The sequence below is a fragment of the Dactylosporangium aurantiacum genome (genome assembly GCF_000716715.1).
Lineage (GTDB): Bacteria > Actinomycetota > Actinomycetes > Mycobacteriales > Micromonosporaceae > Dactylosporangium > Dactylosporangium aurantiacum.
On record NZ_JNYJ01000004.1, the window covers coordinates 135,310 to 155,144 of the forward strand.

The following is a 19,835-nucleotide window of genomic DNA, read 5'->3' on the forward strand; positions in this document are numbered from 1 at the left end:
AAAACGACCAAGGAGGACGGTTGGTACGCGTTCTGTTCCTCGGCGGGCTCGGGCGCAGCGGGACCACCCTGCTGGAGCGCCTGCTCGGCGAGCTGCCCGGCGTGTGCCCGCTCGGCGAGGTCGTCCACCTGTGGGAGCGCGACGTCGCCGGTGACGAGCGCTGCGCCTGCGGGGCACACTTCTCGGCCTGCGACTTCTGGCAGGCGGTCGGGGAGAAGGCGTTCGGCGGGTGGCAGCACGTCGACGTGTGGCGGGTGCTCGCGCTGCGGCACGCGGTCGAGCGGACCCGGCACATCCCCCGGCTGGCCAGCGTGCGGATGAGCGCGTCGCACCGGCTGCTCGTCGAGGAGTACGCCGACTGGTACGCCCGGCTCTACGAGGCGGCGGCGGTCGTGTCGGGGGCCGAGGTGCTCGTCGACTCGTCGAAGCACGCGGCGCTGGCGTACTGCCTGCGCTTCGCCCCGAGCATCGACCTGCGGGTGGTGCACGTGGTCCGGGACAGCCGGGGGGTCGCGTATTCCTGGACGAAGAAGGTACAGCGGCCGGAGACCGACGGCGCCGAGGAGATGACGCGGTACTCGCCCAGCCGCTCGGCACTGCTGTGGAACGCGCACAACATGGCGCTGTCGGTGCTGGACCGGTGCGGTGTGCCGGTGATGCGGGTGCGGTACGAGTCGCTGCTGGACTCCCCCGAGCAGGTGCTGTCCGAGATCGCCGGGTTCTCCGGCCTGCCGGCGCCCGGGATGGACTTCCTGCGCGGCGGCACCGCCCAGCTCGGCCCCTGCCACAGCGCGGCCGGCAACCCGATGCGGTTCACCGTCGGCCCGGTCCCGCTGCGCCGCGACGACGCGTGGCGCACGGCCCTGCCGGGGCGGCAGCGGCGGGTCGTCAGCGCCCTCACCGCTCCCCTGCTCGGCATGTACGGCTACCGGGGTGCCCGATGAACACCGCGGGGCACTGGCCCAGCGTGGGTGTGGTCGTACCGACGCGGAACAGGCCGGAACTGCTCGCCAGGGCGGTGGAAGGGATCGTGGCGCAGGACTATCCGGGGCCCGTGCGCACGATCGTGGTGTTCGACCAGCACGATCCCGACGTGAGCCTGTGCCGCGGCGGCGACCGCCCGCTCGACGTGCTGCCGAACCTGCGCAAGCCCGGCCTCGCCGGGGCCCGCAACACCGGCATCGTCGCCCTGGACACGGACCTGGTCGCGTTCTGCGACGACGACGACGCGTGGACGCCGACCAAGCTGCGCCGCCAGGTGCTCGCCCTGCAGCAGCGGCCGCAGGCGGAGTTCTGCACCGCGGCGATCGAGGTCGAGTTCGGCGACCGGCTCACCCCGCGGCTGGCCGGCGCCTCCCTGGTCGGCCTCGACGACCTGGTCCGTTCCAGGATGTCGATGCTGCACTCCTCGACGTTCCTGGTGCGCCGGTTCGTGTTCGCCGAGGACGAGATGGGCCTGGTCGCCGAGGACGCCCCGGGAAGCCAGAACGAGGACTGGGACCTGCTGCTGCGCGCCGCCAAGCGCGGCGAGATCGTCCACGTCGACGAGCCGCTCGTGCGCGTGCTGTGGGGGCGCACGTCGATGTTCGCGTACGAGTACGCCACCAAGATGGCGTCGCTGCGCTGGATGATGACCCGCCATCCGGAGATCGCCGGCTCCGGCACCGGCGCGGGGCGCGTCTACGGCCAGCTCGCCTGCTGGTCCGCCGCCTCGGGCAACCGCCGCGACGCGTGGCTGTGGACCAAGGCGGCGATGCGCTCGAACTGGCGCGAGCCGAGGGCGGCGATCGCGCTGGCCGCGGTCACCGGGGTGGTGAAGGTGGAGAGCGTGCTCGGCGCGCTGCACCGCCGGGGGCACGGCATCTGAGTGAGGCCCCGCCACACCTCGGTGCGGCGGGGCCTCTGGCGGTAGCTCCCGATCAGGCCGCGAGGCGCTTGGCCAGGTTCTGGTCGAGCGCGTTCATGAACTCGTCGGTGGTCAGCCACGGGGCGTCGCGCGAGATGAGCAGCGCGAGGTCCTTGGTCATCTGACCGCCCTCGACGGTGTCGACGCAGACCTGCTCGAGCGTGTCGGCGAACGCGGTGACCTCGGGCGTGCCGTCGACCTTGCCGCGGTGGGCCAGGCCACGCGTCCACGCGAAGATGGAGGCGATCGGGTTGGTCGAGGTCTTCTCGCCCTTCTGCCACTGGCGGTAGTGCCGCGTGACGGTGCCGTGGGCGGCCTCCGCCTCGACGGTCTTGCCGTCCGGGGTCATCAGGACGCTGGTCATGAGGCCGAGCGAGCCGAAGCCCTGGGCCACGGTGTCGGACTGCACGTCGCCGTCGTAGTTCTTGCAGGCCCAGACGAACCCGCCCTCCCACTTGAGCGCGGCGGCGACCATGTCGTCGATGAGCCGGTGCTCATAGGTGATGCCGGCGGCGGCGAACTCGTCCTTGAACTCGTTCTCGAACACCTCGGCGAAGAGGTCCTTGAAGCGGCCGTCGTACGCCTTCAGGATCGTGTTCTTGGTGGAGAGGTACACCGGGTAGCCGCGGTCGAGGCCGTACCGCAGCGACGCGCGGGCGAAGTCACGGATGGACTCGTCGAAGTTGTACATGCCCATGGCGACGCCGCCGCCGGAGAACTTCGCGACCTCGAACTCGATCGGCGCGCTGCCGTCCTCGGGGGTGTAGGTCACGGTGACCTTGCCGGGGCCGGGGACGACGAAGTCCGACGCCTTGTACTGGTCGCCGTGGGCGTGACGGCCGATGATGATCGGCTTGGTCCAACCCGGGACGAGCCGCGGGACGTTGGCCATGATGATCGGCTCACGGAAGACGACGCCGCCGAGGATGTTGCGGATGGTGCCGTTCGGCGACCGCCACATCTTCTTGAGCTTGAACTCCTCGACCCGGGCCTCGTCAGGGGTGATCGTCGCGCACTTGACGCCGACGCCGTACTGCTTGATGGCGTTGGCCGCGTCGACGGTGACCTGGTCGTCGGTCTGGTCCCGGTACTCGATCGACAGGTCGTAGTACTTCAGGTCGACGTCGAGGTACGGCAGGATCAGCTGCTCGCGGATCTGCTTCCAGATGATGCGGGTCATCTCGTCGCCGTCGAGCTCGACGACAGGGTTGTTTACCTTGATCTTCGCCATCGGCCGGGCGCTCCTCTCGCGGCTTGCCTTCGCTTAGCAGTACGAGCGTACTGCATCGAACGGATCAAGAGCCGGGGGCCCCGATCGGTGCCGCGTGAAATTGTCGTACGTACCCGGCATCCTGTTCCTCGTGAACCGCTCCGCCACATGGCCCGCCGTCCGGGGGGTCGGCCTGACCGCCGTCGCCCTCGGCACCGTCGCCGTCGTCGCCGGCCTCGCGCTGCCCTGGACCCTGGCCGGCAGCCGGCACCCCGACGGCGTGACGATCGCCGGCATCGCCTTCCTCGGGCCGCTGATCAGCGGATTGTGCGTGGCATACGTGCGCGCCGAGCCGCGCCGGCACCGGCTGACCGCGGCCGTCGCGGCCGTGGCGGGGCTCGCCGCGACCCTGGTCGCCGTCGGCCTCGCCAGGCTGGTCGAGCCGAGCGCCGGGGTCGGGCTCGGCGGCCCCGTCACCGTCGCCGGCGCCGCCGCGGTCACGCTCGGCTGGCTGCTGCTGCTCGCCGGCGGGCCGGGCCCGCTGCCGGGTCCGCTGCCCGGCTCGGCCCGGCCGTGGCTGGCCGTCGCCGCGACCGCCGTCGTGCTCGTGCTCGTGGCCGGGTTCGGGGTCGACTACGCCCGCGAGGGGCGCTTCGTCGACGCCACGACCGCCGGCGATCCGCCCACCGGCGGCGGCGACCAGACCTGGCCGCTGCCGTATGTCGGGGTGCAGCTCGTCGGGGTCCACGACCGGCTGGCGATCGTGCGGGCCGAGGACGGGGTGCGGGCCGTGTGGCTGGCCAGCGGCGCGATCGCGTGGCGGTATCTGCGCTCGGACCTGCCGACCCAGACCGCCGGCCTCGTCGGCGACACGGTCGTCGTGGTCTTCGGCACCGACGACGGCGTGCTGGTCACCGCGCTGGACGCGGGCAGCGGGCAGGTGCGGTTCACCGGGCGGCACCCGGCCGGGAAGATGGCCTCGGTCCACGGCGCCGGCCGGACCGCCGTGCTGTCGGGCGCGGGCATCGGCGCCGGCGACGTCCTCGGCCTCGACACCACCGACGGCCGGCTGCTGTGGCGCTGGACCCCCGCCCGCAACGGTGGCCCCTGCGACGTCACCGACCTGGCGACGACCGCCGACACCGTCGCGGTCGCCCTGCGCTGCCGCGCCCAGGGCGTCGACGACGTCGCCGTCGGCCTGACCGCCACCACCGGCGCGGAGCGCTGGTCCTGGCACGCCATCCAGCGCAGCCCCAGCGAGCTGCGCGTCTACGCGACCGGCGCCGGTTTCGTCACGGTCACCGGCGCCTCGCCCCGCCGCGCCGTCTACATGGACGCCGAGACCGGCACCGTCGGCACCCGCCACGACGCCGCCGGCACCCTGGCCGTGCCCACCGCCGAGGGCCTGCTCCTGTATGCCGAGCCGAGCGCCGAACGCGCCCACCTCACCGCCGTCGAGGCCCGCACCGGCGCCGTGAAGTGGGACGTGGGCCTGCCCGGCCTCGGCGGTCACCAGCCGCTGACCGCCACCACCGCCGGCGACAAGGCGTATGTGCTGTGGCGCGCCCCCGACGGCCGCCTCCGCCTGATCGGCGCCCGCACCACGGACGGCGGCTCGACCGAGGACCGCACCATCACCTGCGCGACCCGCTGCCCCGAGGTCTCCGTCGCCGCCACCCCAACCCACGCCGTCGTGACGACCCGGGACGAGAAGGCCACGGAGCTGTACCTGAGCGTCACCTGACCGGTTCCACACCCGCCCGCCGGACGCGCCCCCACGCTTCCGCCGCCGCCCTTGTCCACAGCGGGGAGCCTGCCGCCGGGGCAGAGCCTGCGCGGAAGGTCGTCACGACGGGGCGGGGCCTGCGCGAGGGCAGGGCAGGCGCGGAGACGGACCACGACCGCAGTTGATGGCATCACCGAAGCTGATCTCGCTCGCCGGCGGGCCTGTGCGGGATACGGCCTGAACGGAGGCGGGGCGCCGCTGCGGTCGATGGCACCAACGGCGCTGACCTCGCCCGCCGGCGGGACCAGCGCGACAGCAGTGCTTAAGCGTCATCTGACCGGGGTCCGCGATTACCCGACGGACATCCAGCCGCAGCCCGCCGACGCCGCTCTCGTCTCCGGCGGGGCGGGGCATGCGTGGGAGTGGGCCTGCACGGAAGCGGCTACGACCGGTGCGGGGGCCGCGCGAAGGCAAGTCCTGCGCGGCAACAGACCGCCGCCGCAGTTGATGGCGCCAACGGTGCTGACCGCGCCCGCCGACGGGGGCTCTGCGGGGATGGGCCTGCGCATGTGCGGGGGCACCACTGCGGCTGACGCCCGACCGTGCGGCCTCGCCCGCCGGTGAAGCCTCTGCGACGCCGGGCGCCCAGGCTGGCACAGACCCCGGGGGTGGCACGAGGGCGGCGCGGGCACAGGCGACACAGGCACGGCCGACACGGACGACGCGGACCCTGGCCAGCACAGGACGGGCCAGCACAGGACGGGCCGGCACAGGACGGGCCGGCACAGACTCGCGCGGGCACGACCCGCGCACGAGGGAGGGTGAATCCCCCGCCCGCAACTCCCGGCCGCCGCCAAGCACCCGCGCCGCCAGGCACGGGTCCTTGGTGCGGGCCAGCCGGGCTCCCCGACAGCCCGCGCCGGCCATCGCGGAAGAACCGCAGAAGCCCGCCGCGGCCGTGCGGCTCAGGACGTCACGCGGGCGACGCAGACACCGGCCGTCAGCCGGTTCGGTGGTGTGGCGAGCGTCCGGCGCGGCGCTGGCCTCGTCCGCTCCACGGTGGCGGCGCCGGGCAAGGAGTCAGGCGGGCCGAGCGATCAGGCCGCGCACGCCCCGACGCACCCGTACCGCCGGGCCGGCCGCGGGGGGCCGAGCCGTCAGGAAGCCTGCTGCTCGGCCAGGGTGACGACGTTGGCCAGGAGCATGGCGCGGGTCATGGGGCCCACGCCGCCGGGCATCGGGGCCAGGTGGCCGGCGACGTCCGCCACCTCGGGGGCCACGTCGCCGACCAGGCGGGCCTTGCCGTCCGGCTGGACGACGCGGGTGACGCCGACGTCGATGACCGTGGCGCCCGGCTTGACCATGTCGGGGGTGAGCAGGCCGGCGGAGCCGGCGGCGACGATGACGATGTCGGCGGTACGGGTGTGCGCGGCCAGGTCGCGGGTGCCGGTGTGGCAGAGGGTGACGGTGGCGTTCTCGCTCTTGCGGGTGAAGATCAGGCCGAGCGGGCGGCCGGCGGTGGTGCCGCGGCCGATGGCGGTGACGGTGGCGCCGTTGGTGGGGATGGCGTAGCGGCGCAGCAGCTCGACGATGCCGGCGGGGGTGCAGGGCAGCGGCGCGGGGATGCCGAGGACCAGGCGGCCGAGGTTGGTCGGGTGCAGGCCGTCGGCGTCCTTGGCGGGGTCGACGAGCTCCAGGATCCGCTGCTCGTCGAGGCCGGCGGGCAGGGGCAGCTGGACGATGTACCCGGTGCAGGCCGGGTCGGCGTTGAGCGACCGCACGGCCTCCTCGACCTCGGCCTGGGTGGCGGTGGCGGGCAGGTCGCGGCGGATCGAGGCGATGCCGACCTCGGCGCAGTCGCGGTGCTTGCCGGCCACGTACGCGTGCGAGCCCGGGTCGTCGCCGACCAGGACGGTGCCGAGGCCGGGGACGACGCCCCGGTTCGCGAGGGCCTTGACCCGTTCGCGGAGTTCGTCCTTGATCGCGGCCGCGGTGGCCTTGCCGTCGAGCATCGTTGCCGTCACGGGATGGATCCTGCCATTACAGTCTCGGGGGTGTCCGTCCGGCGGTGGCTTGTCGCCCTCCTCACCATCACGACGCTTGCCGCCTGCGGAAGCGACAAACCCGCGCGAACCGCGGCGGGTGCGCCACCCGCGGCGAGCGAGCAGACCGCCCCAGGCGCGCAAACCCCGGCAAGCGAACCGACCCCGGCCAAAAGCCCCACGACACCGGCCAGCCCACAGCAAAGCAACGAGGCCAGGGCGGCGGCGTTCGTCAAGCAGCAGCCCGGCACCTTCGGCATCGTGGTCCGGGACCGCAGGACCGGCGCCGTCTGGAAGGCGGGCAACACGACCGCCACCACCTGGACCGCGTCGACGATCAAGCTGGCCATCGCCGCCGACCTGCTGGAGCGGCACCGGCAGCAGGCGGTCACGCTCGACGGCACCGACCGGGCCAACCTGGACAAGGCGCTGATCAACTCGGACAACGACGCGGCGACCGCGCTGTGGAACCGGTACGACGGGCCCGGCATGCTGGGGCGGTTCAAGAGCAGGTTCGGCATGAGCGGGCTGAGCGTCGTGGCCGGCTACGACACGTTCTGGCGGAACCTGCGTTGCAGCGCCGAGGACCTGCAGGCGCTGATGGGGTACGTGCTGGACAAGCTCGACCCGGCCGACCGCGCGTACCTGGTGAAGACGCTGCGCGGGGTGGCGGGCAACCAGCGCTGGGGCGTCTGGGCGGCCGGCAGCGGGCTGACCCCGGGCAACAAGGACGGCTGGGCGCAGAAGCCGGTCAACGGCCGGACGGTGTGGGTCACGCACACGGTCGGGTTCGCCGGTGCCGGGGAGCGGTACGTGGTGGCCGCCATGTACGAGCAGGGCCCCAGCGGCACCCTCGGCAAGGGCGCGCACGCGGTGAGCGACGCGGTGGCGATGTACTTCGGCGCACCCGTACCGGCGAAGATCACGACGCCCTGAGGGCCCGGCGACGCGCGCCGGGCCCCCCGGGAACACCTAGTGGTAGAAGTGCCGCGTGCCGGTGAGGTACATCGTCACCCCGGCCGCGCGGGCCGCCTCGATGACCTCCTCGTCGCGGATGGAGCCGCCGGGCTGCACGATCGCGGCGATGCCGGCCTCGATCAGCCCCTGCGGGCCGTCGGCGAACGGGAAGAACGCGTCGGAGGCGGCCACCGAGCCCGCCGCCCGGTCGCCGGCGCGGGAGACCGCGAGGCGCACCGAGTCGACCCGGTTGACCTGGCCCATGCCGACGCCGACGGTCGCGCCGCCGGAGGCGAGCAGGATGGCGTTGGACTTGACCGCGCGCACGGCCCGCCACGCGAACGCGAGGTCGCGCTTGACCTCGGGCGAGGCCTCCTCGCCGGTGACCAGCTTCCAGTTCGCCGGGTCGTCGCCGGGGGCGTCGATACGGTCGGCGGCCTGGACCAGCACGCCGCCGGAGATCTGCCGGGACTCGACCGCCGCCGGGGCCCAGGCCGGGGCGCGCAGGACCCGCAGGTTCTTCTTGGCGGTGAGGACGGCGACCGCGCCCTCCTCGTACGCCGGGGCCACCACGACCTCGGTGAAGATCTCGCTGATCTGCTTGGCCAGGTCGACGGTCACCGGCGCGTTGACGGCGATGACCCCGCCGAAGGCGCTGACCGGGTCGCAGGCGTGCGCCTTGCGGTGGGCCTCGGCCACGTCGGCGCCGATGGCGATGCCGCACGGGTTGGCGTGCTTGATGATCGCCACGCAGGGCTCGGTGAAGTCGTGCGCGGCGCGCCAGGCGGCGTCGGCGTCGACGTAGTTGTTGTACGACATCTCCTTGCCGCCGAGCTGCTCCGCCTGGGCGAGGCCGGGGGCGGCGGCGGGGTCCACGTACAGCGCGGCGCTCTGGTGCGGGTTCTCCCCGTACCGCAGCGACGCCGACTTGCGTAGCGCCGTACCGGCGAAGTCCGCGGTGTCCCGGGCGAACCACTCGGCGACGGCGACGTCGTACTCGGCGATGTGCGCGAAGGCGACACCGGCCAGCGCGCGCCGCTCGTCGAGCGTGAAGCCGCCCTCGGACAGGGCGGACACGACCGCACCGTACGACGAGGGTGACGTCACCACGGCGACGGAGGGGAAGTTCTTCGCCGCGGCCCGCACCATCGCCGGCCCGCCGATGTCGATCTGCTCGACGCACTCGTCGTCGGAGGCGCCGGAGGCGACGGTCTCGGTGAACGGGTACAGGTTGGACACCAGCAGCTCGAACGGCTCGATCGACAGCTCGGCGAGCTGCGCGGCGTGCGTCTCGAGGCGCAGGTCGGCCAGCAGGCCGGCGTGCACGCGCGGGTGGAGGGTCTTGACCCTGCCGTCCAGGGTCTCGGGGAACCCGGTGAGCTGCTCGACCTTGGTGACCGGCAGGCCGGCCGCCTCGATGCGGGCCGCTGTCGAGCCGGTGGAGACGAGCTCGACGCCGGCGCCGGCGAGGGCGCGCGCGAGGTCCTCCAGCCCGGTCTTGTCGTAGACGCTGATGAGCGCGCGCCTGATGGGACGGCGGTTAGCCACGACCCAACCTGACCTTTCGTTCGTTGACGGTCCAGCCGTCGCGGGCCATCCGGCCGACGGTGTCGACCAGCTGGCGGCGCTCGGCCACCTTGATCCGCTCGAGGAGGGTGTCCTCGGTGTCGTCGTCGAGGACGGGCACCGCGACCTGCGCGATGATCGCCCCGGTGTCGACGCCGCTGTCGACGAAGTGCAGCGTGGCGCCGGCGAGCTTCACCCCGTAGGCGAGGGCGTCGCGCGGCCCGTGCATGCCTGGGAACGCCGGGAGCAGCGCGTTGTGCGTGTTGATGTACCTGCCCTCGAACGCGGCGAGGAACCGCGGCCCGACCAGTTTCATGAAGCCGGCCGAGACGATGAGGTCGGGCGCGTGCTGCTGGCAGGCCCCGGTGAGGAACGCGTCCCACTCGTCGCGGGTGGCGAACGCCGGCACCGACGCCACGAACGTGGGGATGCCGTGTTTCTCGGCCCGCCGCAGGCCCTCGATGTCGGGCCGGTCCGCCCCGACGGCGACGACCGAGGCACCGTATGACGGGTCGGCGGCGGCGTCGAGCAGCGCCTGCAGATTGGAGCCGGAACCGGACACGAGCACGACAAGCCGAACGGTCACCGTGAAACTCTACCGACCGGGTCAGCCCTGCTCAGCGCCGGGCTGGGCGACATATGTCACCGAAAGCCGCAAGTTGCCGATGTTCCACCGTTCCGCCACTGCGAAGATTCGATCCTGACCAGTACGCTGCCCAAGTTCCGTATCCCCTCGGGACTACCCTGATGCGAACACTTCTCGACAGACGTCCCCAGCCTTAGGAGCCACCGCAATGGGCTACCCACCACAGGGCCAGGATCCGTACGGGCAGCAGCAGCCGTACCAGGACCCCTACGGCCAGCAGCCGCAGTACGGCCAGCAGCCGCAGTACGGGCAGCCGCAGCAGCCTGACCCCTATGCCCAGCCGCAGCAGCCGGCGTACCAGGACCCGTACGCGCAGCCGCAGCAGCCGGCGTACCAGGACCCGTACGCGCAGCAGCCGCCGGTGTCCGGGACCCCGTACCCCACCTCGGGCGGCGGCTACCCGACCTCCGGTGGCGCGTACCCGCCCGCCGGCTACGGCACCCCCGGCTTCCAGCAGCCCGGTTACGGCCAGCCGCAGCAGCAGAACACGCTGGGTCTCGTCTCGATGATCCTCGGCATCGTGTCGATCCCGCTCGCCTGCTGCTACATCGGCTTCCTGCTCGGTGCCGCGGCGATCGTGCTCGGCTACCTCGGCCAGCAGAAGGTCAAGGAAGGCGTCGCCAACAACGGCGGCATGGCCCTGGCCGGCATCATCACCGGCGCCGTCGGCGTGGTCATCGAGATCGCCATCTGGGTCTTCTACTTCGCGGTCGGGTCGAGCAGCTTCTTCGTCTACTAGACCGGCCCGGGCGACAGGCCCGACGCAAACGCCCGGTTCGCTGTTCGCAGCGGCCGGGCCTTTTGCGTTTCGCTCATATGGTACGAGCGCGGCACAGGCCGACGGGGGACGCGTTCCGCAACGTCTCGGGGCCGACGTGCGGTCCGGTGCGCCGGTCGACGGCCCGGGCGCCAGCGGCGCCAGCGGCGTCAATGTGTCAGGGGCTCAGGGCGTCGCCTGGCGGACCCGTAGCGCGATCTTCGTCGCCGCCGTCGCCAGCACCGTGCCGATCGTGACCATGAGCATCGCCACGAACGCCACCTCACCGGCGTTTGGCCCGACCCGCTGCAGCCCGCCACCGCCGATCGAGCCGCTCGCCGCGACCGACACCAGCCCGAGCAGCAGACCGGCCACCGGGCCGGCGAGCGCGGCCGCGCCGAGCAGCGGCAGCCAGCCGCGCGCGGGGTCGTTGCGCAGCGACCGGCGGGCCAGCAGCCACCCGGCGACCAGCGCCGCCGCGAGGGGCAGCCCGAGCAGCAGCGGCGCCCACCCGGTCGCCGGCGTCGAGGGCAGCCCGGCCAGCAGCGGCACCGCCGGCAGCCGGCCCACCGACACCTCGGCCGCGCTGATCGTCGTCTCGGCGCCGACCGCGAACCCGGGCCCGACCACGTAGCTGGCGCTCCACACCGCCACGTCCGGGCTGTAGAACCCGCACACCACGACGAGCCCGATCTGCCCCGCCAGGCCCGTGTGGTAGTCGTCGATGATCTGGGCGGCGTCGCCGCCGCTGACGGCGACCGCCATGCCGGCCACGGCGGCGCCGGCGCCGAGGATGAGCAGCGCGCTGACCGCGCCGGTGCGGGTCGCGTCGCGCAGCACCCCGGGCAGCCGGCCGGCGAGCCGGGCGATGCCGCGGGCCTCGACGAACGCGCCCAGTCCCCCCGCTACCAGGCCGAACCCGGCGAACGTCAGGCCGGCGACGGGCGCGGAGACCAGCACGCCGCGGTGCTCCGCGACGATCGCGGTGAGGGCGCCGAGCACGCCGTACACGACGGCGACACCCACCGCCGCGCGGGCCGCCGGCCACGGCGTCCAGGCGCCACCGGCGGGGCGGGCCCGGGCACCGATGGCGCGGGCCGTGTGGACGCCGGCACGGTAGACGCGCCAGGCGGCGACCGCGGTCAGGCCGAGCGGGGCGAGGGACAGCGGCCCGATCCCCGTGTAGAGCGGCACCCAGTGCGCGAGCAGCCAGCCGGCCGCGCCGACCCGCACGATCTGCCAGGCGGGGGCACCGGAGCTGTCCATGGCGTGCAGCAGCCAGACCACGACGATGGTCGGCACGAGCGTCACCACCGCGGCCCAGAACGTGGTCACCGTGGCGGCGAGCAGCAGCGGCGCACGCCGGGCGGGGCGCCGGCCAGGAGGCCGGCCCCGCGTGGAGCGTCGCTGGATCGGCAGGCGGACGGTCTCCCGCTCGGCCAGCCGGGTCTGCGCCCCCTCGTCTGGTTCCTCTGGGGTGGTGGACATCGCTCTTAACTCTGTCAAAGACAGGGCGGCCGGTCACTCACCCCGGCCGCCCCAATCTTCGCTGACTTACAGTGCCTTGACGAGGTCCCGCATCAGGTTGGCGGTCTCGGTCGGGGTCTTGCCGACGCGGACGCCGGCGGCCTCCAGGGCGAGCTTCTTCGCCTCGGCGGTGCCCGCCGAGCCGGAGATGATCGCACCGGCGTGCCCCATGGTCTTGCCGGGCGGGGCGGTGAAGCCGGCGATGTAGCCGACGACCGGCTTGCGCACGTTGGCCTTGATGAAGTCGGCCGCGCGCTCCTCGGCGTCGCCGCCGATCTCGCCGATCATGACGATCGCCGCGGTCTCCGGGTCGGCCTCGAACGCGGCGAGCGCGTCGATGTGCGTGGTGCCGATGACGGGGTCGCCACCGATGCCGATGCAGGTCGAGAAGCCGATGTCGCGCAGCTCGTACATCATCTGGTACGTGAGCGTGCCCGACTTGCTCACCAGGCCGATCTTGCCGGGGCCGGTGATGTCGGCGGGGATGATGCCCGCGTTGGACTTGCCGGGGCTGGCGATGCCGGGGCAGTTCGGCCCGATGATCCGGGTCTTGCTGCCGCTGGACTGCAGGTGCGCCCAGAAGTTCGCGGTGTCGTGCACCGGCACGCCCTCGGTGATGACCACGGCGAGGGGGATCTGCGCGTCGATCGCTTCGAGCGCCGCCGACTTCGTGCCCGCCGGCGGGACGAAGATGACGGTGGTGTCGGCGCCCGTCTGCTCGATCGCCTCGGCGACGCTGGCGAACACCGGCAGCTTCGTGCCGTCGAAGTCGACCTGCGTGCCGGCCTTGCGCGGGTTGACCCCGCCGACCACGTCCGTGCCCGCGGCGAGCATCCGCCGGGTGTGCTTGGAGCCCTCGGCACCGGTCATGCCCTGGACGATGACCTTGCTGCTCTCCGTCAGCCATACCGCCATGGTCGTTACACCCCACTCGCTGCGAGCTCGGCGGCGCGGCGGGCCGCACCGTCCATCGTGTCGACCCGCTCGATCAGCGGGTTGGCGGCGTCGTCGAGGATCCGGCGACCCTCTTCGGCGTTGTTGCCGTCGAGGCGCACCACGAGCGGCTTGGCGACCGTCTCGCCGCGGTCCTTGAGCAGCTGCAGCGCCTGCACGATGCCGTTGGCGACCGCGTCGCAGGCGGTGATGCCGCCGAAGACGTTGACGAAGACGCTCTTCACGTCCGGGTCACCGAGCACGATCTCCAGGCCGTCGGCCATCACCTGGGCGCTGGCGCCACCGCCGATGTCCAGGAAGTTGGCCGGCTTGCTGCCGAGGCCCTCGCCCGCGTACGCGACCACGTCGAGCGTCGACATGACCAGGCCCGCGCCGTTGCCGATGATGCCGACGTTGCCGTCGAGCTTCACGTAGTTGAGGTTCTTGGCCTTCGCCGCCTGCTCGAGCGGGTCCGCGGCGGCCTTGTCCTCGAGCTCCTCGTGGTCGGCGTGGCGGAAGCCCGCGTTCTCGTCGAGGGTCACCTTGGCGTCGAGGCAGAGCACCGTGCCGTCGGTCGTCTTCGCGAGGGGGTTGACCTCGACCAGCGTGGCGTCCTCGGCGATGAACGCCTGCCACAGCTTGACCGCGATCTGCACGACCTGCTCGGCGACGTCGGCCGGGAACTGCGCCTGCTCGACGATCGCCCGCGCGGTCGCCTCGTCGACGCCCTTGGCCGCGTCGATGGCGACCTTGGCCACCTTCTCCGGCGCGTCGTGCGCGACGGTCTCGATCTCCATGCCGCCGGCGACGCTGGCGATGCACAGGAACGTGCGGTTCGCCCGGTCGAGCAGGTACGAGAAGTAGTACTCCTCGGCGATGTCGGCCGTGGTCGTGACCATGACCTTGTGGACCGTGTGGCCCTTGATGTCCATGCCGAGGATGTTGGTCGCGTGGCTGGTCGCCTCGTCGGCGCCCTCCGCCAGCTTGACACCGCCGGCCTTGCCACGGCCGCCGACCTTCACCTGGGCTTTGATGACGACCCGGCCGCCGAGCTCCTCGGCGATAGCCCGGGCCTCTTCAGGGGTCTCCGCGACGCCGCCGCCCAGCACCGGCAAGCCGTGCTTGGCGAAGAGGGCGCGCCCCTGGTACTCGTACAGGTCCACAGTGGTCCCGTTCCGTCAACCGTGCCGCCTGCCCCATCGCGAGGACGGCTCAACGTTCGCAGCCTAAACCGGCCGGAACAGGCTGCGACTTGGCGGGTGCGCGGTGTGCCCGATTCCACAGCGCTCACGTGCCCGCCGGCCCCTTCGTGAACCCTTTCGGGGGACCCGAGCGCCGCCGCGTAACCCGGCCCGGGGACCGTCGTTGAGTGCAGTGTCGGCCCGCCCGCGCGGGTTTCCCCGAGGGGGCAGGGCCGGCACCAAAACGGCCGATGCCCTGTCGGTCGAGGGGTGGCGGCGGGGCATCGTGCGATAGAGAGGCCGGACGTGTGAGGGGTGCGTCCGGCCTCTCCCCCTTTTCCGCTTATTGATCCATCTGGGTCAATTACGCATGCGCCGGCGCGATGTGCTCCCGCGCCCATTCCACGATCGACTCGGTGGTCGCCCCGGGCGTGAAGATCTTCTTGACCCCGAGCCGCTCCAGCTCCGGCAGGTCGTCGTCGGGAATGATGCCCCCGCCGAACACCAAGATGTCCTCGGCGCCGCGCGCGGCGAGCAGCTCGATGACCTTCCGGAACAGGGTCATGTGCGCCCCGGACAGCACGGACAGGCCGACCGCGTCGGCGTCCTCCTGGATGGCGGTCTCCACGATCTGCTCCGGCGTCTGGTGCAGGCCCGTGTAGATGACCTCCATGCCTGCGTCCCGGAGTGCCCGGGCAACGATCTTGACGCCTCGGTCGTGCCCGTCGAGGCCGGGCTTGGCGATGACGACGCGGGTCCGCGCGCTCATCCTCACGGTCCTTCCCGTTGGGGCGCCGCTCCGTTGCGGCACGCACCTGTGGCCGAAGGTACCGCATCGGCCGCCCGCAACGACCTTGCGCACCCGTGGTTACGCACAACCAACCCCGCGGGCACTCATTGCGCCGGCGGCCCGTCGGTGCTTGTGGCGCGCATTACGGATTGGCTACGGTGACCAGCGGCTCGGCATTTGCTGTGCACCGGCGTCTCCGGTTGTTTCGGAACCGCCGCCCTCTTCGGAAACCGTGGCACAAATCGGCCGCGACGCATATGACATTCGCGGACCGGGAACGACTCCCGCGGATCTCGCATTCGCACCACACCGCGACGGCAGTCGCGGCGCTTCGAACACCGCGGTGCCGGCGACACACCGATGTGCCGCCGCCGCGGACAGCAGTGGCAGCGCGGACCGCACCGGCGGCCGCGACTCGGCAAGGGCACCGCGACCCGCAGGGCCGCGGTGGGAAACGGGAGGTGCGGCGCGTGGACGAGACCCAGCAGCCACCCCGCGCCTATCGTGGCCGCCGCCGGGCCGGGCTGCCCCGCACCAGGTACGCCGCCGTGTTCACCACCGCCGTCGTCGGCGCCGGCATCGTCGCCCTCGGCGTCTCCACCGCCCTGCCCGAACGGCACAACGACCTGTCCTTCGAGGCCAGCAGCAACTTCGACGACATCACCACCCGCGCCGGCGCCGGCGACCGCGCCGCCCGCTCCCGCACCGGCGCCATGTCGACGGTCACCATGCCCGCCCCCGACGTGTGGATCCTGCCGATGCAGCGCTACACCCTCACGTCCTTCTACGGCGAACGCTGGGGCCGCCTGCACCCGGGCGTCGACCTCGGCGCCCCTCAGGGCACCCCCTTCAACGCCGTCGCCGCCGGCAAGGTCATCCTGTGCCGCTGGAACGGCGGCTACGGCTACAACGTCATGATCGACCACGGCGGCGGCATCGTCACCGTGTACGGCCACGCCTCCAAGCTCCTGTGCAAGGAAGGCCAGCTGGTGAAGGCCGGCGACCCGATCGCCCTCACCGGCAACACCGGCCACTCCTTCGGCGCACACCTGCACTTCGAGGTCCGCGAGCACGACAGGCCGGTCGAGCCGCTCGCCTTCATGCGCAAGCACGGCGTCGACATCCAGAAGCACACCGAGGACATCTACCGCTGAGCTGGCTGCCCCACTGTTTCCAGCTGCCCCACTGTTTCCAGCTGCCCCACCGCTGGCGCGGCGGGTCTCGGCGGGGGGTTCCCACCCCGCACCCCCATGCTCGCTGCCGCTCGCACTGCCATGCGCTTCGCGCGGCAGCTTCCTGCGCATGCGCGCGCCATCCCGGTGGTCACCGTTCCGGTGGATCGTCCTTCGCCGGTCGGACGGCGCACGCTGACCCGAGATCACCGCCAGCCCGAGATCACGGCTGGCTGTCTGGCCTTGACCGGCGCGACTCGACCGTGGCCGACGACGGGGCTGCCGAGCGGGACCCGGCCGGAGAATGCCGCACGGGCTAGGGCCAGCACCGCTCGGCCAGCCACACCGCCCTACCAGCCACACCGCCCGACCAGGTAGGCCGTCCAGCAGGGATCAGCCGCGTCCCGTGGGGTTGCCCGCGCGGCCCGGCTGGGCGGCGGCCGGGACGGGGGTCAGAGCTTGTCGAGGGGGGCGTGGCGCAGGACGATCCACATGACCTGGTCGCCGAAGTCGACCTGGGCCTGGGCGCGCGGGCCGGCGCCCTCGACGGCGAGGACCCGGCCGAGGCCGTAGCGCTGGTGGTTGACCCGGTCGCCGACGCTGAGGGACGGCACGTTGCGGGACAGCTCGCTGGCGGTGGCCAGCTTCGAGGCGTCGAGGCCGAGCTTGGCGGCGAGCTGGGCGGCCTTCGGGGTGCCGCCGACGAAGGACGAGGTGCGGGACTGGCCGCCGCCGCCCGAGCCGCGACCGCCGACGCCGCCGCCACCGGACCAGCTGGTGTACGCGGCGTCGGTGCGCTCCCAGCGGACCAGCTCGGGCGGCAGCTCCTCCAGGAAGCGCGACGGCGGGTTGTAGGCGGGCTGGCCCCAGGCGGAGCGGGTGACGGCGCGGGAGATGTAGAGGCGCTGGCGGGCGCGGGTGATGCCGACATACGCCAGGCGGCGCTCCTCCTCCAGCTCCTTGCGGTCGCTCATCGAGCGCTGGTGCGGGAAGACACTGTCCTCCAGGCCCGTGAGGAAGACCACGGGGAACTCGAGGCCCTTGGCGGTGTGCAGGGTCATGAGGGTGACGACGCCGGTGTGGTCGGGGTCGTCGGTGGGGATCTGGTCGGCGTCGGCGACGAGGGACACCTGCTCCAGGAAGCCGGCGACGGTCGGCGGCGGCGCCGCGGTGGCGTCGCCCTGCTCGGCGGCGACGGCGATGGTGGCCTCGGCGCGTTCCGTGTACTCCCGGGCGACGCTGACCAGCTCCTGCAGGTTCTCCACGCGGCCGACCTCCTGCGGGTCGGTGCTCTCCTCCAGCTCGCTGAGGTAGCCGGAGCGCTCGATGGCGGCCTCCAGGACCTCCTCGGGCAGCGCGGTCTCGGCGAGAGTGCGCAGCTCGTCGAGGAGGGCGACGAAGTCGCCGATCGCGTTGACGGCGCGGGTGGAGATGCCGGGGGCCTCGGCGGCGCGGCGCAGGGCGGCGCCGAAGGAGATGCGCTCACGGGACGCGAGGGCCTCGACGCAGGCCTCGGCCCGCTCGCCGATGCCGCGGCGGGGCGTGTTGAGGATGCGGCGGATGCTGACGGTGTCGTCGTCGTTGACCACGGCGCGCAGGTAGGCGAGGGCGTCGCGGACCTCTTTGCGCTCGTAGAACCGGACGCCGCCGACGACCTTGTACGGCAGGCCGAACCGGATGAACATCTCCTCGAACACGCGGGACTGCGCATTCGTGCGGTAGAAGACGGCGACGTCGGCGGGGCGGACACCGGCGTTGTCGGACAGCCGGTCGATCTCGCGGGCGACCCAGTCGGCCTCGGCGTGCTCGGTGTCGGCGACATAGCCGACGATCTGCTCGCCGGCGCCCTGGTCGCTCCACAGGCGCTTGGGCTTGCGCTCGGTGTTGCGGCCGATGACGGCGTTGGCGGCGGACAGGATCGTCTGGGTGGAGCGGTAGTTCTGCTCCAGCAGGATGGTCCTGGCGTCGGGATAGTCGCGCTCGAACTCCAGGATGTTGCGGATCGTGGCGCCGCGGAACGCGTAGATCGACTGGTCGGCGTCGCCGACCACGCACAGCTCGCCGGTGCTGCCGACGAGCTCCTTCACCAGCATGTACTGCGCGTGGTTGGTGTCCTGGTACTCGTCGACCAGGACGTGGCGGAAACGCCGGCGGTAGGACTCGGCGACCTCGGGGTGGCTCTGCAGCAGGTGCACGACGCGCATGATCAGGTCGTCGAAGTCCAGCGCGTGGGCCTCGGTGAGGCGCTGCTGGTAGAGCGTGTACGCCTCGGCGAGGGCCCGCTCCGCCGGACCGACCGCCTTGGCGGCGAAGGTCTCGGGGTCGACCAGCTCGTTCTTCAGGTTGGACACCTGGGCGGCGAGGCCCCGGGCGGGATAGCGCTTCGGGTCGAGGTCCAGCTCGCGGATGACCAGCTGCATGAGCCGGCGCGAGTCGTCGGCGTCGTAGATGGAGAACGTCGACTTGAGGCCGGCGTGGTCGTGCTCGGCGCGCAGGATGCGCACGCACGCCGAGTGGAACGTCGACACCCACATCAGCCGGGCGCGGCCGCCGACGAGGTTGGCGACGCGCTCCTTCATCTCACCGGCGGCCTTGTTGGTGAACGTGATCGCGATGATCTCGCCCGGGTGCACGCCGCGGGCCGCGAGCAGATAGGCGATCCGGCTGGTCAGCACCTTGGTCTTGCCCGAGCCGGCGCCGGCCACGATGAGCAGCGGCGCGCCCTCGTGGGTGACGGCGTCACGCTGCGGACCGTTGAGCCCGTCGAGCAGCGTCTCCGGGTCGCGGCGGCGGGACGGCTGAGCCGGGGCGGGAGCGGTCACGCCGGCCGGCTCGGACTGGGGAAGATCGAAGAGAGCATGCATCGCACCGGCGAGTCTATGCCGACCCACCGACACTTCCGCGAGCCTTGCCCGCGCGGGAGTGACAGAAAAGCGGCGGAGGCCTTCACGTCGCAGAGAATCCCGTGCCATACTCGACGACGTGATCGAGCAGGTGCGCCCCTACTTTTTTTACGGCTCCGGGAGTCCGGCAGCCGTGGGTCGCGCCTGATCGCTGAACCTACCGACGCCCCGGGCTCCCGAGCCCGGGGCGTTCGCGTTCCCGGGGCGGGGCACCAGAGCCAGAGCTGACAAGGACGAGAGAATGGCCGCCATCACCATGGAACAGCAGCCCGCCGCCGACGAGCACATCGCCGGTCTGCGCAACCGGATCGACGAGATCGACGCGGCGCTGGTAGCGCTCTGGAAGGAGCGCGCCGCGATCTCCCGCGAGGTCGGCGCGACCCGCGTCGCCGCCGGCGGCACCCGCCTAGTGCTGTCCCGCGAGCGGGAGATCCTCGAGCGTTTCTCCGCCGAGCTCGGCGCCGACGGCACGCAGCTGGCCCTGCTCATCCTCCGCGCCGGCCGCGGCCCCCTGTAGGG

General features: G+C 72.6%; 16 protein-coding genes. 7 read left to right on the plus strand and 9 right to left on the minus strand.

The genetic code is table 11. The annotated features are described in order from the left end of the window. Positions 1 to 20 precede the first annotated feature (20 nt). Together OP18_RS05325 and OP18_RS05330 are read left to right on the plus strand one after the other, a co-directional pair. Entirely contained in the window at positions 21 to 944 is a 924-nt protein-coding gene (locus OP18_RS05325) for a sulfotransferase (RefSeq protein WP_033357592.1), read from the plus strand. Then, on the plus strand, positions 941 to 1,867 hold the full coding sequence (locus tag OP18_RS05330) for a glycosyltransferase family 2 protein (RefSeq protein WP_033357593.1): 927 nt from the start codon (positions 941 to 943) through the stop codon (positions 1,865 to 1,867). Before OP18_RS05325 ends, OP18_RS05330 begins: the two co-directional genes overlap by 4 nt. Before the next feature lie 52 nt (positions 1,868 to 1,919). Here the strand turns inward: OP18_RS05330 and OP18_RS05335 are convergent, their stop codons facing one another. After that, the gene (locus OP18_RS05335; protein ID WP_033357594.1) at positions 1,920 to 3,137 is read right to left on the minus strand and encodes an NADP-dependent isocitrate dehydrogenase; all 1,218 of its coding nucleotides are present in this window, start codon (positions 3,135 to 3,137) and stop codon (positions 1,920 to 1,922) included. A gap of 130 nt (positions 3,138 to 3,267) precedes the next feature. Between OP18_RS05335 and OP18_RS05340 the strand changes: the two genes are divergently transcribed. Next, entirely contained in the window at positions 3,268 to 4,860 is a 1,593-nt protein-coding gene (locus OP18_RS05340; RefSeq protein WP_156089311.1) for a PQQ-binding-like beta-propeller repeat protein, read from the plus strand. Between the two features lie 1,139 nt (positions 4,861 to 5,999). Here OP18_RS05340 and OP18_RS05350 read toward each other — a convergent pair. Continuing rightward, positions 6,000 to 6,866, minus strand: coding sequence for a bifunctional methylenetetrahydrofolate dehydrogenase/methenyltetrahydrofolate cyclohydrolase (locus OP18_RS05350; RefSeq protein ID WP_033357597.1), 867 nt, complete (start codon positions 6,864 to 6,866; stop codon positions 6,000 to 6,002). A 279-nt stretch (positions 6,867 to 7,145) separates the two neighbouring features. Between OP18_RS05350 and OP18_RS05355 the strand changes: the two genes are divergently transcribed. After that, complete coding sequence (locus OP18_RS05355) at positions 7,146 to 7,820, plus strand: tat pathway signal sequence (protein ID WP_156089312.1); 675 nt, start codon at positions 7,146 to 7,148, stop codon at positions 7,818 to 7,820. 36 nt (positions 7,821 to 7,856) lie between these two features. Here OP18_RS05355 and purH read toward each other — a convergent pair whose 3' ends face one another. Continuing rightward, complete coding sequence (gene purH / locus OP18_RS05360; RefSeq protein WP_033357598.1) at positions 7,857 to 9,389, minus strand: bifunctional phosphoribosylaminoimidazolecarboxamide formyltransferase/IMP cyclohydrolase; 1,533 nt, start codon at positions 9,387 to 9,389, stop codon at positions 7,857 to 7,859. Further along, complete coding sequence (purN, locus tag OP18_RS05365; protein ID WP_033357599.1) at positions 9,382 to 9,993, minus strand: phosphoribosylglycinamide formyltransferase; 612 nt, start codon at positions 9,991 to 9,993, stop codon at positions 9,382 to 9,384. The genes purH and purN overlap by 8 nt, the downstream gene beginning before the upstream one ends. Before the next feature lie 208 nt (positions 9,994 to 10,201). Between purN and OP18_RS52060 the strand changes: the two genes are divergently transcribed. Continuing rightward, the gene (locus OP18_RS52060; RefSeq protein WP_052386260.1) at positions 10,202 to 10,792 is read left to right on the plus strand and encodes a DUF4190 domain-containing protein; all 591 of its coding nucleotides are present in this window, start codon (positions 10,202 to 10,204) and stop codon (positions 10,790 to 10,792) included. Between the two features lie 204 nt (positions 10,793 to 10,996). Here OP18_RS52060 and OP18_RS05375 read toward each other — a convergent pair whose 3' ends face one another. The 4 genes from OP18_RS05375 to icmB all read right to left on the minus strand — a co-directional run bounded on the left by OP18_RS05375 (position 10,997) and on the right by icmB (position 15,220). Next, positions 10,997 to 12,298, minus strand: a complete 1,302-nt coding sequence (locus tag OP18_RS05375) for a cell division protein PerM (protein WP_033357600.1) — start codon at positions 12,296 to 12,298, stop codon at positions 10,997 to 10,999. A 66-nt stretch (positions 12,299 to 12,364) separates the two neighbouring features. Continuing rightward, positions 12,365 to 13,252 (minus strand): succinate--CoA ligase subunit alpha, encoded by an 888-nt coding sequence (gene sucD, locus OP18_RS05380; RefSeq protein WP_033357601.1) that lies wholly within the window; start codon positions 13,250 to 13,252, stop codon positions 12,365 to 12,367. Between the two features lie 5 nt (positions 13,253 to 13,257). Next, positions 13,258 to 14,433 carry an ADP-forming succinate--CoA ligase subunit beta gene (gene sucC / locus OP18_RS05385; RefSeq protein ID WP_033357602.1) on the minus strand — a complete coding sequence of 392 codons (1,176 nt, stop codon included), beginning with the start codon at positions 14,431 to 14,433 and terminating at the stop codon, positions 13,258 to 13,260. Between the two features lie 382 nt (positions 14,434 to 14,815). Continuing rightward, entirely contained in the window at positions 14,816 to 15,220 is a 405-nt protein-coding gene (icmB, locus tag OP18_RS05390; RefSeq protein WP_033357603.1) for a coenzyme B12-dependent isobutyryl CoA mutase small subunit, read from the minus strand. 491 nt (positions 15,221 to 15,711) lie between these two features. Between icmB and OP18_RS05395 the strand changes: the two genes are divergently transcribed. Next, a complete protein-coding gene (locus OP18_RS05395; RefSeq protein WP_033357604.1) occupies positions 15,712 to 16,395 on the plus strand; it encodes a M23 family metallopeptidase in 684 nt (227 codons plus the stop codon). Positions 16,396 to 16,865: 470 nt separating this feature from the next. On the opposite strand, the gene pcrA is transcribed toward OP18_RS05395, so the two are convergent. Next, a complete protein-coding gene (pcrA, locus tag OP18_RS05400) occupies positions 16,866 to 19,277 on the minus strand; it encodes a DNA helicase PcrA (RefSeq protein ID WP_033357605.1) in 2,412 nt (803 codons plus the stop codon). Positions 19,278 to 19,467: 190 nt separating this feature from the next. Here pcrA and OP18_RS05405 point away from each other — a divergent pair, with 190 nt between their 5' ends. Continuing rightward, positions 19,468 to 19,833 carry a chorismate mutase gene (locus tag OP18_RS05405; protein ID WP_279327157.1) on the plus strand — a complete coding sequence of 122 codons (366 nt, stop codon included), beginning with the start codon at positions 19,468 to 19,470 and terminating at the stop codon, positions 19,831 to 19,833. Positions 19,834 to 19,835 lie beyond the last annotated feature (2 nt).